The organism is Streptomyces ziwulingensis, from assembly GCF_039542605.1.
Classification (GTDB): domain Bacteria; phylum Actinomycetota; class Actinomycetes; order Streptomycetales; family Streptomycetaceae; genus Streptomyces; species Streptomyces ziwulingensis.
Map to the genome: position 1 here is coordinate 1 of NZ_BAABIG010000058.1, position 13198 is coordinate 13198.

Below are 13198 nucleotides of genomic sequence, written 5' to 3' on the forward strand. Positions count from 1 at the left end.
GTGGCGATCAGGTCCGCGCCGATGCCCTGCGGCACGAAGTTGGTGGTGAGGTTGGTCATCGGGTCGTTGAACCAGGCGCCGCCGTCCGAGGCCATCGGCACCCGGGACATGGACTCCACGCCGCCCGCGAGCACGAGGTCCTCCCATCCCGAACGGACCTTGGCGGCGGCCATGTTGACCGCTTCCAGGCCCGAGGCGCAGAAGCGGTTCTCCTGCACGCCCGCCACCGTGTCCGGCAGGCCGGCGGCGACCGCGGCGATCCGGGCGATGTCGGAGCCCTGGTCGCCGACCGGGCCGACCACGCCGAGGACGATGTCGTCGACGGCGGCCGGGTCGAGGCCGGGGAAGCGGGCCCGGATCTCGTGGATGAGCCCGACGACCAGGTCGACGGGCTTGGTGCCGTGCAGGGCGCCATTGGCCTTGCCGCGTCCGCGCGGGGTGCGGATCGCGTCGTAGACGTACGCTTCGGTGGTCACTGACCGGCCTTTCGGTGAGGGTGCGGGAACGGAGAGCTGAGCCGGGGCACGTCCCAGTCGCGGGCCACCGCCTCGGTGTCGGCGCCCGGCAGCGCGGGTCCGGTGCGGACCGCGGCCGGGGTCGCGGAGAAACGGGGCGCCGGGGCGGGCTGGGTGCGGCCGCCGTGATCGGTGAAGGTGGCGCGGGCGGCCAGATGCGGGTGGGCCGGGGCCTCGCGCAGGGACAGCACCGGGGACACGCACGCGTCGGAACCGTCGAAGACGGCCGTCCACTCGTCCCGGGTACGGGTGCGGAAGCGGGCGGCGATCGCCTCGCGCAGGGCGTCCCAGCGGGCCGGGTCGCCCCGGTCGGGCGCCCGTTCCGGGATGCCGAGGAGCGTCATGAACTCCGCGTAGAACCGCTGCTCCAGGGCGCCGACCGCCATGTACCGGCCGTCGGAGGTCTCGTAGGTGCCGTAGAAGGGGCAGCCGCCGTCCAGGAGGTTGACGCCGCGCCGGTCCTGCCAGGCACCGGCGGCGAGCATGCCGTGGATCATCGCGGAGAGGTGGGCGGCGCCGTCCACGATGGCGGCGTCGACGACCTGACCGGTGCCGGTCGCCCGCGCGTGGTGCAGGGCGGCGAGGACGCCGACGACCAGGTAGAGGGAGCCGCCCGCGTAGTCGCCGAGCAGGTTGGCGGGCGCCGTCGGCGGGGTGCCGGGGGCGCCGGTCATGCCGAGGGCGCCGGTGAGGGCGAGGTAGCCGATGTCGTGTCCGGCGCGCTGGGCGAGGGGACCGTCCTGACCCCAGCCGGTCATGCGGCCGTAGACCAGGCGCGGGTTGCGGGCGTGGCAGGGCTCGGGACCGACACCCAGGCGTTCGGCGACGCCGGGGCGGTAGCCCTCGATCAGCACGTCGGCGCGGGCGGTGAGGTCCAGGACGCGGTCGGGTCCTTCGGCCGCCTTGAGGTCGATGATCACCGAGCGCTTGTTGCGCAGGGTGACGTCGTGGGCCGGGTCGATGGCGAGGCCGGGGCCGCCGGGCCGGTCCACCCGTACGACGTCGGCGCCGAGGTCGCCCAGGAGCATGGCCGCGAAGGGGCCGGGGCCGATCCCGGCCAGCTCGACCACGCGCACGCCGGTGAGCGGGCCGTGCGCGGGCGTCGAGGGCGTCGAGGGCGTCGAGGGTGTTCCTGCGGCGGTCATTCGGTCCCCAGTCTGTGACACGACCGATGTAACACCAGTGATGTTAGAAACGCGGGTCGGTCGGCACAAGGGCTGAACGAGCAAGCGCTTAGAAACATAGCGGCGGCCCGGTCACCCGGCCGGGCGTCCGGCATCAGGGCCTGCCCCTGCACGGCCACCGCTGCCTCCGGACTCCTCGGGCTCGTCGGGCTCGTCCTCACCGCTCCGCACCCTTCACGCTAGCCTCGGCCACCGACAACGGCGCGTGCGGTGGAACCGAGAGATCCAGGGGTGTCATGAGCAGCACGACGAGCGGCACGACGAACGGGACGACGGACACGACGTGGAAGGCGGACCGGGCCTACGACGTCGTGCTGTTCGGGGCGACGGGGTTCGTCGGGCGCCTCACCGCGGAGTATCTCGCCGCCCACGCGCCCGAGGGGCTGCGCTGGGCGCTCGCCGGCCGCGACGAGCGGAAACTGCGCCGGCTGCGGGACGAACTGCCGGGCGCCGAGGCCGCGGGCGTGCTGACGGCCGACTCCGCCGATCCGGCCTCCCTGGGCGAACTGGCCCGCCACGCGCGCGTGCTCGCCACGACGGTCGGCCCCTACGCGCGCTTCGGGGAGCCGCTCGTCGCGGCCTGCGCGGAGGCCGGCACGGACTACCTCGACCTCACCGGGGAGCCCGACTTCGTCGACCTCATGTACGTCCGGCACGACGCCCGCGCACGGGAGACCGGCGCGAGGCTGGTCCACGCGTGCGGCTTCGACTCGGTCCCGCACGACCTCGGCGTGTACTTCACGGTCCGTCACCTCCCGGAGGGCGTACCGCTGACCGTGGACGGTTACGTGACCGCGGACGCCGCCTTCTCGGGCGGCACGTTCGCCTCCGCGCTGGAGGCGTTCGCGCGCGGGCGGCAGATGCGGGCCGCCGCCCGGGAACGGCGCCGGCTCGAACCGCGCCCGGTGGGCCGTCGCGCGACGGCGCCGGCCGGGGCGCCCCGGTTCGCCGGGGAGATCGGCGCCTGGGCGCTGCCGCTGCCGACCATCGACCCGCGGGTCGTGGGGCGCTCGGCGAGGGCGCTGGAGCGGTACGGGCCCGACTTCCGCTACCGGCACTACGCCGCCGTCCGGCACCTGCCGGTCGCCGTGGGCGGCGTCGCGGCGGTGGGCGCGCTGGTGGCGGCGGCCCAGGTCCCGCCCGCCCGGCGCTGGCTGTCCGGCCGGCTGCGGCCGGGTGCCGGGCCGAGCGCCGAGAAGCGGGCGAGGAGCTGGTTCTCGGTCCGTTTCGTGGGCGAGGGCGGCGGCCGGCGGGTGTTCACCGAGGTCCGCGGCGGCGACCCCGGCTACGACGAGACGGCCAGGATGTTCGCCGAGGCGGCGATGTGCCTGGCCCTGGACGAACTGCCGGAGACGGCCGGGCAGGTCACGACGGCGGTCGCGATGGGCGACGCCCTGACCGAGCGCCTGCGGACGGCGGGGCTCCGCTTCCGGGTGGTGTCCGACCGGCGAGTGGTGTCCGACCGGCTGGTGACATCCGACCGGGCGGACCCCTCCGCAGGCGGGCCCGCGGGCCGCTCCTAGGGCGTGGTTCGAAAGGCCCGTCTGCCGGGCGGACGACGCTACTTTCGAAGCACGCCCTAGAGGGACCAGTCGGCGAGGGTCCAGACCATTGCGCAGAACCAGGCCAGCCCCGCCGCCGTCGCGAGGACGAGCCCGGCCGTGGCGGAGCGCCCGACGGTGCGGGCGGGCGGGGCGGAGGGGTGGAGTGCGCGGAGTCTCGTCATACGTCCCAGCCTGCCCGGGAACGGCCGACTCTCACATCCGTACGCGTACTCACAGTAAGTACTCAGGCGGATGGCCGGAGTAGGTACTCAGCCCGGGTGTCGCTGGTGTCGCGCCCTGGTGTTCACCACCCCGTGCCGGTATCCCGGTCAGGCGGCTCGGACCGCTTCCCGCAGGGCGCGCCGGCACCGGGCGTCCGCCCGGCGGGTGGTCTCCGGCAGGCGGTACGCGGGGGTCAGCGCCAGGGTGTGCGCGCAGGCGTTGTCCAGGCTCACGCGGTGCCCGGCCGAGACGAAGACCGGCTTCACGGCGTCCCGGGTGCGCAGGGCGCGGCCGACCTCCTCGGCGCCCGCGACCAGCGGGGACATGCTGCCGCGCGGCGCGCCCGGATCGTCGTACGTGAAGGTGAACGGGTTCTTGGCGACGCCGATGGTGGGCAGTCCGGTGAGGACCCCCAGGTGGGCGGCGAGGCCGAAGCGGCGCGGGTGGGCGAGGCCGTAGCCGTCGCAGACCACCAGGCCGGGCGGGCAGGGCAGGGCGTCGAGGGCGGCGCGGACGGCCGGGAGTTCGCGGAAGGCGAGCAGCCCGGGGACGTACGGGAAGGAGATCCGCCCGACGGCCGTGGCCTCGGCGACCACGGCGAGCGAGGCCGCGTCGAGGACGACGGCCGCCGCCGCGACGAGGTCCCGTTCGTCGTCGTAGGCCACGTCGACACCGGTCACGTGACCCGTGCCGGGCGGGGGGCCAATCTCGTCGAGCACCAGCCGGGCGCGCAACTCCTCCTGGACCGCGCGGGCCTGTTCCTCGGTCGCGGGCCAGTCCTCGGGGATCGGTACGGTCGTCATGATGGCCCCGAGCCTACGAGGTCCGGGGCGCGGGGCGGTCGGGGAGCGGGCTCCGGCTCACTTGTCCAGCGCGCGCCGCAGTTCGCTCTTGTTCATGTTCGATCGGCCCGGGACACCGCGGCGCCTGGCCTCCTGGTAGAGCTGGTCGTAGGTGGGCCCCTGGGAGCCCTTGCCCGACCGCCGGCCGCCCCGCTGCCCCGAGGACATGTCCCGCGTCGACGTGCGGCTCGCGGTCTTCGACTCGCCGGAGCGGGCGCGCTCCTTGTTCACCGTCCGGGCCGCCAGTTCCTCGGCGCGGACGGTGCTCGCGCCGCGTTCCTCGGCGCTCGCCTTGATGTGCTCGTACTGCCGCTCCCGCTTGGGGCTGGATCCGCGTGGCATCCGCGCTCACTTCCCTTCTGCTCCGGCGCTCACCCGACCCCCGCGCGCAGGACCCTCGCCCGGACCCCTGCGCGCGGGTTCCTTCCGCTCGGGCTCTTTCACTTGAGCGAACGGATACCCACGTTACGGACGACCATCGCCTCCCGCGCGGCCAACGACAGGCGCCCGCTGAGCCGTTCGGGGCACGCGAGGAGAGTCTTGTCACTCCCGCATCACTGGTGTGAATGAACGCGGTGACAGAGGTCACTCGCATCCCGTGTGCACGGAACGGCTCCTTCCGACGTCTCTTCCAGTGCCCGGCACCACCCGCTCGCCAGTCGTCCCGAGGGAGCAAGGCTTGTCCACCGTCATCGAGCAGCCCGTCGAGGCGCGACTCGTCGCCGCCGCACCGCGGATGCCGAACATTCCCGCGATGCTGCACTACGACCGCGGCGACCCGTTCGCCGTGCGCATGACCTTCCCGGCCCCGGCGACGCTGGAGGGTGTCGACGTCTGCTGGACCTTCTCCCGCGAGCTGCTCACCGCGGGCATGCGTGAGCCCGAGGGCCACGGCGACGTGCGGGTGCGGCCGTACGGCTACGACCGCACCGTGCTGGAGTTCCACGCCCCCGAGGGGACCGCCGTGGTCCACGTCCGGTCGGGCGAGCTGCGCAGCTTCCTGCGGGCCACGAGCGAGCTGGTCCCGGTCGGCGCGGAGCACCTCCAGCTCGACCTGGACCACGACCTGGCGGAACTGATGCGCGGTACCCGCTGACGCGCGGTACCCGCTGACGCCCCGCCGCGCCGCACGCGGGGCGCGGGGCGCGCGTGGGCAGGCGGGCGGCGAACGGAGTACCGGCCGCCTCACCCCGCCGCCGCGGCCACCGTCCCCGTCGCGTGGGCGGTCACGGCGGCGCACAGCGCGCGCATGATCCGCCCGGCTCCGGGAGCGGTACCGCCGCGCCCGGCCAGGGCCTCGATCCGCTCCGCGTCGCGCGGCCGCTCACAGCCGGTGGTCAGACCGCGCAGCCGGGCCGCCCCGGCCAGGGCGGCGACGGCCGCGTCCCGGGTGGGGACCTCCGCGACAGGAACCGGACCGCACAGCGCGCCCCGCGTCTCCTCGCGGAGCGCGCGTACCAGGGCGGGGCGGGCCAGGACGTGGTCCACGGACGGGAAGACGCCCAGCACCCGCCGCTTCTCGGCCCGCATCCAGCCCTCGGCCACCAACTGCTCCCGGACGGCGTCGGCGGTGATCCGCGCGCGCAGCCGCACCCAGGTCCGCCAGCCGTGCGGCAGCGACTCGCGGACCAGGTCCAGCAGGCCGTCCAGGACGGCGTCGCCCGTACGGGAGTCCAGGTCGAGGGGGGTGACGGTGCCGTCGTCGTCCACGAGCAGGCCGCGCCGGGCGAGTTCGGCGAGGGCACCGGCCCGCACCAGGCGCTGCGGCGGCACGGCGTCCGTGACCGCCGGCCGGCCGGCGTCCCGGGCCAGCAGGTAGAGGCGGGACGGCAGGGGGAGCGAGCCGTGGCGCACAGGGCCTCCTCGGGGTGGGGAGACCTGCTCGCGGGACAATCGCGTTGACACCCCCGCGGGGCCTCTCCTACGGTGTATGACGGTTCTGTTGTCGTCGATCGGAGTAGGACGTTGCTCGTCTGAGGTCCTGAGACACCGCGGCACACCTCCGGGTGTGTGCGCCGCGTGCGACCTCGGCGTTCGAGCCGTCCCCGACGAGCAGGGCCCTTCCTGTGCGCTCCCCTCGCCCGCGTGGTACTCCCGCCGTGGTCGCCGCCTTCCGGTGTCTCGATACGCGTTTGCCCCTGACCGCAGCACGCAACCGCGGAGGCACTCCATGCCACTTTCGATCAGTTGTACGTCCCTCTCCTTCGCCTGGCCCGACGGCACCCCCGTCTTCGAGGGGCTCGACGTCGCCTTCGGCCCCGGCCGGACCGGGCTCGTCGGCGTCAACGGGTCGGGCAAGTCGACCCTGCTGAAGCTGATCGCCGGGCGGCTCTCCCCCGCCGGCGGCGCCGTCCGGGTGGCCGGCGAGATCGGCCACCTGCCGCAGAACGTCACGCTGGACACCGCACTCCGCGTCGACGAGGCACTCGGTATCGCCGCCCAGCGGGCCGCGCTGCACGCCATCGAGGCGGGCGACGCGGCCGAGGAGCACTTCGAGACCGTCGGCGACGACTGGGACGTGGAGGAACGCGCCCTGGCCACGCTCGGCGAACTCGGCCTCGGCCACATCCACCTCGACCGCACCATCGGGGAGGTGTCGGGCGGCGAGTCGGTGCTGCTGCGACTGGCCGCGCTGCTGCTGCGCCGACCCGACGTGCTGCTCCTGGACGAGCCGACCAACAACCTCGACCTGCACGCGCGCGGGCGGCTGTACGCGGCCGTGGCCGCCTGGTCCGGGGTGATGGTCGTGGTCAGCCACGACCGGGAGCTGCTGGAACTGGTCGACCAGATCGCGGACCTGCGCTCCGGCGAGATCACCTGGTACGGCGGCAACCTCTCGTCCTACGAGCAGGCCCTCGCCGTCGAGCAGGAGGCCGCCGAACGCATGGTCCGGGTCGCCGAGTCGGACCTGCGCAAACAGAAGCGCGAACTGGCCGACGCCCAGGTCAAGCTGGCCCGGCGCAAGCGGTACGGCCAGAAGATGAACGAGCAAAAGCGCGAACCGAAGATCGTCATGGGGGCGCGCAAGCGCGCCGCGCAGGAGTCCGCGGGCAAGCACCGCATCCTGCACGAGGAGCGGCTCGCCGAGGCCAGGGAACGCCTCGACGACGCGGTGGAGGCCGTACGGGACGACGACGAGATCCGCGTGGACCTGCCGTACACGGCCGTGCCGCCGGGCCGGTCCGTGCTCACCCTGCGGGACCTGGAGCTGCTGTACGGCGCACGCGTGGAGGGCGGTCTCGACCTGCACGGTCCCGAGCGGGTCGCGCTGACCGGACGCAACGGGGCGGGCAAGACGACACTGCTGCGCACCATCGCCGGGGAGCTGCGACCGGTGGCGGGCGAGGCGACGGCGCATGTGCCGCTGCGCTTCCTGCCGCAGCGGCTCGACGTCCTCGACGGCGAGCTGACCGTCGCCGAGAACGTGGCCCGGTACGCGCCGGGCGCCACCCCCAACCGGATCCGGGCCCGGCTGGCCCGCTTCCTGTTCCGGGGCGCCCGGGCCGACCGGAAGGCGGCCACGCTCTCGGGCGGCGAGCGGTTCCGGGCGGCGCTGGCCGCGCTGATGCTGGCGGAGCCCGCGCCGCAGCTCCTGATGCTGGACGAGCCGACCAACAACCTGGACCTGGCGAGCGTGCGGCAGCTCACCACGGCCCTGGAGTCCTACGAGGGCGCGCTGGTGGTGGCCAGTCACGACCTGCCGTTCCTCCGGTCGCTCGGCATCACCCGCTGGCTGCTGCTGGACGGCGGGCTGAGGGAGGTCGCGCCGGCCGAAGTTCCGTTCCCCGCGCAGGACTGACAGAGTATCCGCAGCGCCCCGGCCACCCACCGGAACCGGGGCCCTTCGGGGGACACGCGAGGCCCCTGAGCAGCACCTTTACGGTGCTTTTAACCTACGGTCACGTAACCTACGGTCTCGTAGCCTACGATTCCGTAAGTTCCGGCACCGCTCGCCGGACCTCCCCGCTCTGTCGCTCGTCCCCCTGGAGTACTCGTGACGCTCACTTCCACCCACTTCGGCAGCTCCTCCTGGACCGATGCCAAGCTGCTGCACGCACTGGAAGAAGTGGTCGAGAAGGAACTCAACCGGCACCTGAAGGTGACCAAGGACTGGATGCCGCACGAGTACGTGCCGTTCACTGACGGCCGGAACTTCCCCGGTTTCTTCGAGGACGGCGAGGCCTGGGAGAAGGGGCAGTCCCCGGTCACCGAGATCGGCCGGATCGCGCTGGTGGTGAACCTGCTGACGGAGGACAACCTCCCCAGCTACCACCACGAGATCGCCTCGCTCTTCGGCCGCGACGGCGCCTGGGGCACCTGGGTGCACCGCTGGACGGCGGAGGAGGGCCGGCACGGCATCGTGATGCGCGACTACCTGCTCACCTCGCGCGCGGTCGACCCGGACAAGCTGGAGCAGTTCCGCATGGCCCACATGAGCGAGGGCTTCGAGTCGGACAACAGCCACTCGATGCTGCACTCCGTGGCCTATGTCGCCTTCCAGGAGCTGGCCACCCGCATCTCGCACCGCAACACCGGCCACCAGTCCGGCGACCCGGTCTGCGACCGCATGCTGGCCCGTATCGCGGCCGACGAGAACCTGCACATGATCTTCTACCGCAACCTGCTCAAGGCGGCGTTCGAGATCGCGCCGGACCTGACGATGCAGGCGGTGCGGGACGTGGTCGTCAACTTCCGGATGCCCGGTCACGGCATGCCCGGTTTCGAGCGGGCCGCCGCGCAGATGGCGATCGGCGAGGTCTACAACATGCGGATCCACCACGACGACGTGCTCCAGCCCGTCCTGCGCTTCCTGAAGGTCATGGAGATCGACGGCCTGAGCCCGGAAGGGGTCAAGGCGCAGGAGGAACTGGGCCTGTTCATGGGCGGGCTGGACAGCGAGGCGTCCAAGTTCGACGAGAAGCTGGCGGCGCGCAAGGCGCGGATGGCGGCTCGGGCGGCCGGCTGACCCCCGCCACCGGGCTGACCCCCGCCACCGGGCCGGCCCCCGCCGCCGGGCTGCCGCCCCTGCGGGGCGGCCGGCCTGTTCAGGGGGCGGTGCGGCGCAGGGCGAGACGTTCCTTCTCGGACATCCCGCCCCAGACGCCGAACCGTTCGTCGTTGCTCAGGGCGTACTCCAGGCAGGCCGGGCGGATCGGGCACAGGCCGCAGATCCGCTTGGCGTCCCGCACGGAGCTGCCGGGCTCGGGGAAGAAGAAGTCGGCACCGGTCTGCGCGCACAACGCCGTCTCCTGCCAGGCGAGGTCGGCCGGGGTGATCGTGTCGATGAGCATGGCCAGAAGTGTGCCGAGCGGCGAAAAACGTTCGATCAACGCCGGATATACGTCCCGCCGGCGCCCACCCCCGATCGTCCCCGGCGCGACGGGCCGACGCACGGCGGCGCGCGGCGAAAACCCCCGCTGAAGCCCCGCTGAAGCCCGGCGGAAGCCCCGGCGGAAGCCACGCCTGCCGCCCCGGCGGGCGAGGTCTCGGCGGCGATTGTCAGTGGGCGGTGCGAGACTCGGCAGTGCAGGCAACGGGACCGTTTCCGAGGAGCGCGAAGATGCTCAGCACCCGATTCGTCACCGGCGCACCGAACTGGATCGAGGTCACCGCCCCCGACCCCGACGGCGCCGCTTCCTTCTACGGCGCCCTCTTCGGCTGGCGGTTCCGGTCGGCGGGGCCGGCGGCCGGGGGCTACGGCTTCTTCGAACTGGACGGCGCGACGGTGGCCGGCCGGATGCCGGCCACCGCGGACCAGGGCCCGGCGTCCTGGACGGTGTACTTCCAGAGCCCGGACGCCGAGGCCACCGCCGAGGCCGCCGGGCGGGCGCGCGGCCGGGTGCTCGCGCGGCCGGCCGCCGTGGGCGAGCAGGGCGTCGCGGCGGTCCTCGCCGACCGGGCGGGAGCGGCGTACGGCATCTGGCAGCCCGGGCGGCGCAAGGGCCTGGACCGGGCCGGGGAGGAGGGCGCGCTGTGCTGGGTCGAGCTGTACACGCCGGACATCGCCGCGGCCGCCGCGCACTACCGGGCGGTGCTGGGCCTGGAGACCTCCGCCGTGACGTTCCCGGACGGTACCTACACCTCGGTCGGTCCCTCGGGTGCGGCGGAGGACGGCATGTTCGGCGGTGTCGTGCCGCTCGCCGACGATCCCGTCGAGTCGGAGCCGCACTGGCTGCCGTACCTCGCGGTCACCGACCCGGACGCGGTGGTCGCCCGGACCCTGGAGCTGGGCGGCGAGGTCCGGATGCCGGCCACGGACGTCGCGGGCGCCGGCCGCGTCGCCCGGCTCGCCGACCCGTACGGCGCCCGGTTCGCGATCCTCAGACCCGCGCCCCGGGACGTGTGACGGGGCGGGCGGGGCGCTGGTGCCACACCCGCGTCCAGGCCCCGCCCGGTGTCATGCCGAGGCCCGCCGGACGAGGGTGGTCGGCAGGATCACGCCGCTGGAACCGTCGGTCGCGGGCCCGGCGGACCCGGACGTGCGCACAGCGGACTCCGCCGGCCCGGACGACGGTTCCCCCCTCGTACGCCCGTCCCCCGTCATCCGCCCGTCCCCCCGCGCCGCACGGTCCTCGCCGGGGCGGCGGTCCAGGCCCCGCAGCAGCAGCCGGGCCATCAGACGGCCCATCTCCTCGATGTCCTGGCGGACCGTGGTCAGGGCCGGCTCGGTCTGCTCGGCGATCGGCAGCATGTCGTCGAAGCCGACCACGGCCACATCCTCCGGCACCCTCAGCCCGTGCGCGCGCAGCACCCGCAGGGCGCCCGCCGCGGTCAGGTCGTTGGCGGCGAACACCGCGTCCAGGCCGGGGCACCGTTCGAGCAGTTCCCGCATCGCCCGCTCACCTCCGCCCGGGGTGAAGTCCCCCCGGGCGACGAGACCGGGATCGGCGTCGGCCCGCACATCCCGGTACCCGGCGAGCCGGTCGGCGGCGGAGGTCTGGTCCAGGGGGCCGGTGATGTGCGCGATCCGGGTACGGCCGAGCCCGACCAGGTGGCGCACGGCGGTCCGGGCACCGCCGCGGTTGTCGCTGTCCACGTACACCGCGTCGGTGCGGTCACCGCCCCAGCCGGGCCGGCCGCCGAACACGGTGGGCACCCCGGCGCCGCGGATCAGGTCGGGCAGCGGATCGTCCAGGTGCAGGGAGAAGACGAGGGCGCCGTCGACGTGCCCGCCGGCGAGGTAGCGGCCGACCCGGGCGTGGTCCTCGCGGCCCTCGGTGAGCAGCAGGACGAGCTGGTTGTCGTGGGCGGTCAGTTCCTTGCCGATGCCGCGGAGCTGGAGTGCGAAGAAGGGGTCGGCGAAGACCCGGTCCTCGGGCTCGGCGACCACCACCGCGACGGCGTCGTGCCGCCGGGTCACCAGGGAGCGCGCCGCCTGGTTGGGCACGTAACCCATCTCCTCCACCGCACGCCGGACACGTTCGACGAGCGCCTCACGGACACCGGCGGCGCCGTTGACCACACGCGACACGGTGGCCCGGGAGACCCCGGCCCGCGCGGCCACCGCCTCCAGGGTGGGACGCGGTACTGTCTCGCTCACTCGGCGCTCCTCCTCGGCGGCTGCGGGACAGGATAACCGCGGGTCGCCGGGGGAACGGCAGTGCTCAGGCCGGGCAGTCCGGCCGGGGATCTCAGTGGTGGTGGTGACCGGCCCTCTCGCCGGCCGCTTCCTCGGGTTCCTTGGGTTCCTCGGGTTCCTCGGGGGCGGCCTCGGCCGTGGCGCCGCCCCGGGTGCCGTGCGCGCCGTGGTCGTGGGGGTCGTGGCCGGGAATGGTCCCGTCCGTCTTCTTCACCAGGAACAGCCCCACCATCCCCATGTCCGAGTGGCTCTGCACATGGCAGTGGTACATCCACGCCCCCGCGCCCACCCCCTCCCCCGCGATCACCTGGAAACCGAACGAGTCGGCCGGGCCGGTGATCTTGTTGTCGACGACCCGGCTGGGGTCGTCGGGGCCGGTGAGCGTGCCGGTGCGGTTGTCCGCCCAGCGGTGACCGTGCAGGTGGAAGGTGTGGTAGTACTCGCCGTGCGTGATCACGGCGAACTCCACCCGGTCGCCCACCGTGGCCTCGAAGTCCGGGCCGGAGTGGGCGGGCCTGTTGTTGATGAGCATGTCGTTGAAGACGACCGTGTGGGTCGCGTCCGGCAGGACGTCGCCCGCCCGGCGGACGATCACCGCGCCGAAGAGGCCGTTGCGGATGCCGCCGGTGCCGTGTTCCGTGCCGACGACGTGGTCGTGGTAGTGCCAGTAACCCGCGCTGCCCGACCGCCAGGTGCCGTCGGCGCGGCGGCCGGGCACATGGGTGCGCCAGGTGTAGGTACGGGTACCGCCCGGCGGGACGTCGCTCCTGCTGAGCGTGGTGCCGTCGCTGGAGACCTCGTAGTCGAGGCCGTGGACGTGCAGGCTCACCGGCACGTCCATCGTGTTCTCGAAGGCGACGTGCAGGGTGTCGCCCTCGTTCAGTTCGATCAGCGGGCCCGGCACGCTCGCGGTGCCCTTCTCCAGGCCGTAGCCCATCTGCCCGCCGGGCAGCGCCTCGGCGTAGAGCGTGAGGTGTCTGACCTTGCCCCCGGCCGGCGCCGTCCGCGCCGGGGTGGCGGCGACGGCGGTGGCGGACGTCTCCGGCGCCATCGACCACGAGGTCGCGACGGCCGCGCCGCCCAGCAGCACCCGCCGGGTGAAGCCGCGCCTGTCCATGCCGGGCCTGCCGAACATACAGAACTCCCCACCTCGGTACGGAAACTGCGGAGAAGTGGCGGTGCTGAACCGGTGCGACCGTACCGGCCACTCCGCCGTTTATCCACACTCAGGACAAAGTTCGCCGCATCCCGGTCTTACCCCCTTGGCGAACCGGGCAAAGAGGTCTAGCTTCCGTGGCGCCGTTGCTGCGAC

14 protein-coding genes are annotated in these 13198 nt (G+C 73.7%); 5 read left to right on the top strand and 9 right to left on the bottom strand.

What is annotated here, in order from left to right:
• The coding region (locus ABEB00_RS26665) for a thiolase family protein (protein WP_345622879.1) at positions 1–476 on the bottom strand (476 nt) is incomplete at its 3' end.
• Positions 473–1660 carry a CaiB/BaiF CoA transferase family protein gene (locus ABEB00_RS26670; protein ID WP_345622880.1) on the bottom strand — a complete coding sequence of 396 codons (1188 nt, stop codon included), beginning with the start codon at positions 1658–1660 and terminating at the stop codon, positions 473–475. The genes ABEB00_RS26670 and ABEB00_RS26665, both read right to left, overlap by 4 nt.
• A 275-nt stretch (positions 1661–1935) precedes the next feature.
• On the opposite strand from ABEB00_RS26670, the gene ABEB00_RS26675 reads away from it, so the two are divergent.
• Positions 1936–3222 (top strand): saccharopine dehydrogenase family protein, encoded by a 1287-nt coding sequence (locus ABEB00_RS26675; RefSeq protein WP_345622882.1) that lies wholly within the window; start codon positions 1936–1938, stop codon positions 3220–3222.
• A 56-nt stretch (positions 3223–3278) separates the two neighbouring features.
• On the opposite strand, the gene mmpA is transcribed toward ABEB00_RS26675, so the two are convergent.
• The 3 genes from mmpA to ABEB00_RS26690 form a co-directional block, all read right to left on the bottom strand.
• Positions 3279–3425: a morphogenic membrane protein MmpA gene (gene mmpA / locus ABEB00_RS26680; protein ID WP_345622883.1), complete on the bottom strand. Its 147-nt coding sequence runs from the start codon at positions 3423–3425 to the stop codon at positions 3279–3281.
• Positions 3426–3572: 147 nt separating this feature from the next.
• Positions 3573–4268, bottom strand: coding sequence for an endonuclease V (locus tag ABEB00_RS26685; protein WP_345622884.1), 696 nt, complete (start codon positions 4266–4268; stop codon positions 3573–3575).
• A 57-nt stretch (positions 4269–4325) separates the two neighbouring features.
• Entirely contained in the window at positions 4326–4649 is a 324-nt protein-coding gene (locus tag ABEB00_RS26690) for a plasmid stabilization protein (RefSeq protein WP_345622885.1), read from the bottom strand.
• 337 nt (positions 4650–4986) lie between these two features.
• Here ABEB00_RS26690 and ssgD point away from each other — a divergent pair, with 337 nt between their 5' ends.
• Positions 4987–5403, top strand: coding sequence for a spore wall synthesis regulator SsgD (gene ssgD, locus ABEB00_RS26695; RefSeq protein ID WP_345622886.1), 417 nt, complete (start codon positions 4987–4989; stop codon positions 5401–5403).
• Positions 5404–5492: 89 nt separating this feature from the next.
• Here ssgD and ABEB00_RS26700 read toward each other — a convergent pair whose 3' ends face one another.
• Entirely contained in the window at positions 5493–6161 is a 669-nt protein-coding gene (locus ABEB00_RS26700) for a GOLPH3/VPS74 family protein (protein WP_345622887.1), read from the bottom strand.
• 316 nt (positions 6162–6477) lie between these two features.
• Between ABEB00_RS26700 and ABEB00_RS26705 the strand changes: the two genes are divergently transcribed.
• Positions 6478–8106, top strand: a complete 1629-nt coding sequence (locus ABEB00_RS26705; protein WP_345622889.1) for an ABC-F family ATP-binding cassette domain-containing protein — start codon at positions 6478–6480, stop codon at positions 8104–8106.
• 195 nt (positions 8107–8301) lie between these two features.
• Entirely contained in the window at positions 8302–9273 is a 972-nt protein-coding gene (locus tag ABEB00_RS26710) for an acyl-ACP desaturase (protein WP_345622890.1), read from the top strand.
• A gap of 79 nt (positions 9274–9352) precedes the next feature.
• Here the strand turns inward: ABEB00_RS26710 and ABEB00_RS26715 are convergent, their stop codons facing one another.
• Entirely contained in the window at positions 9353–9598 is a 246-nt protein-coding gene (locus ABEB00_RS26715; RefSeq protein WP_345622891.1) for a WhiB family transcriptional regulator, read from the bottom strand.
• Positions 9599–9867: 269 nt separating this feature from the next.
• Between ABEB00_RS26715 and ABEB00_RS26720 the strand changes: the two genes are divergently transcribed.
• Positions 9868–10653: a VOC family protein gene (locus ABEB00_RS26720; protein ID WP_345622892.1), complete on the top strand. Its 786-nt coding sequence runs from the start codon at positions 9868–9870 to the stop codon at positions 10651–10653.
• Between the two features lie 51 nt (positions 10654–10704).
• Here the strand turns inward: ABEB00_RS26720 and ABEB00_RS26725 are convergent, their stop codons facing one another.
• Together ABEB00_RS26725 and ABEB00_RS26730 are read right to left on the bottom strand one after the other, a co-directional pair.
• Entirely contained in the window at positions 10705–11847 is a 1143-nt protein-coding gene (locus ABEB00_RS26725; protein WP_345622893.1) for a LacI family DNA-binding transcriptional regulator, read from the bottom strand.
• Positions 11848–11938: 91 nt separating this feature from the next.
• A complete protein-coding gene (locus ABEB00_RS26730) occupies positions 11939–13003 on the bottom strand; it encodes a multicopper oxidase domain-containing protein (RefSeq protein ID WP_345622960.1) in 1065 nt (354 codons plus the stop codon).
• Positions 13004–13198 lie beyond the last annotated feature (195 nt).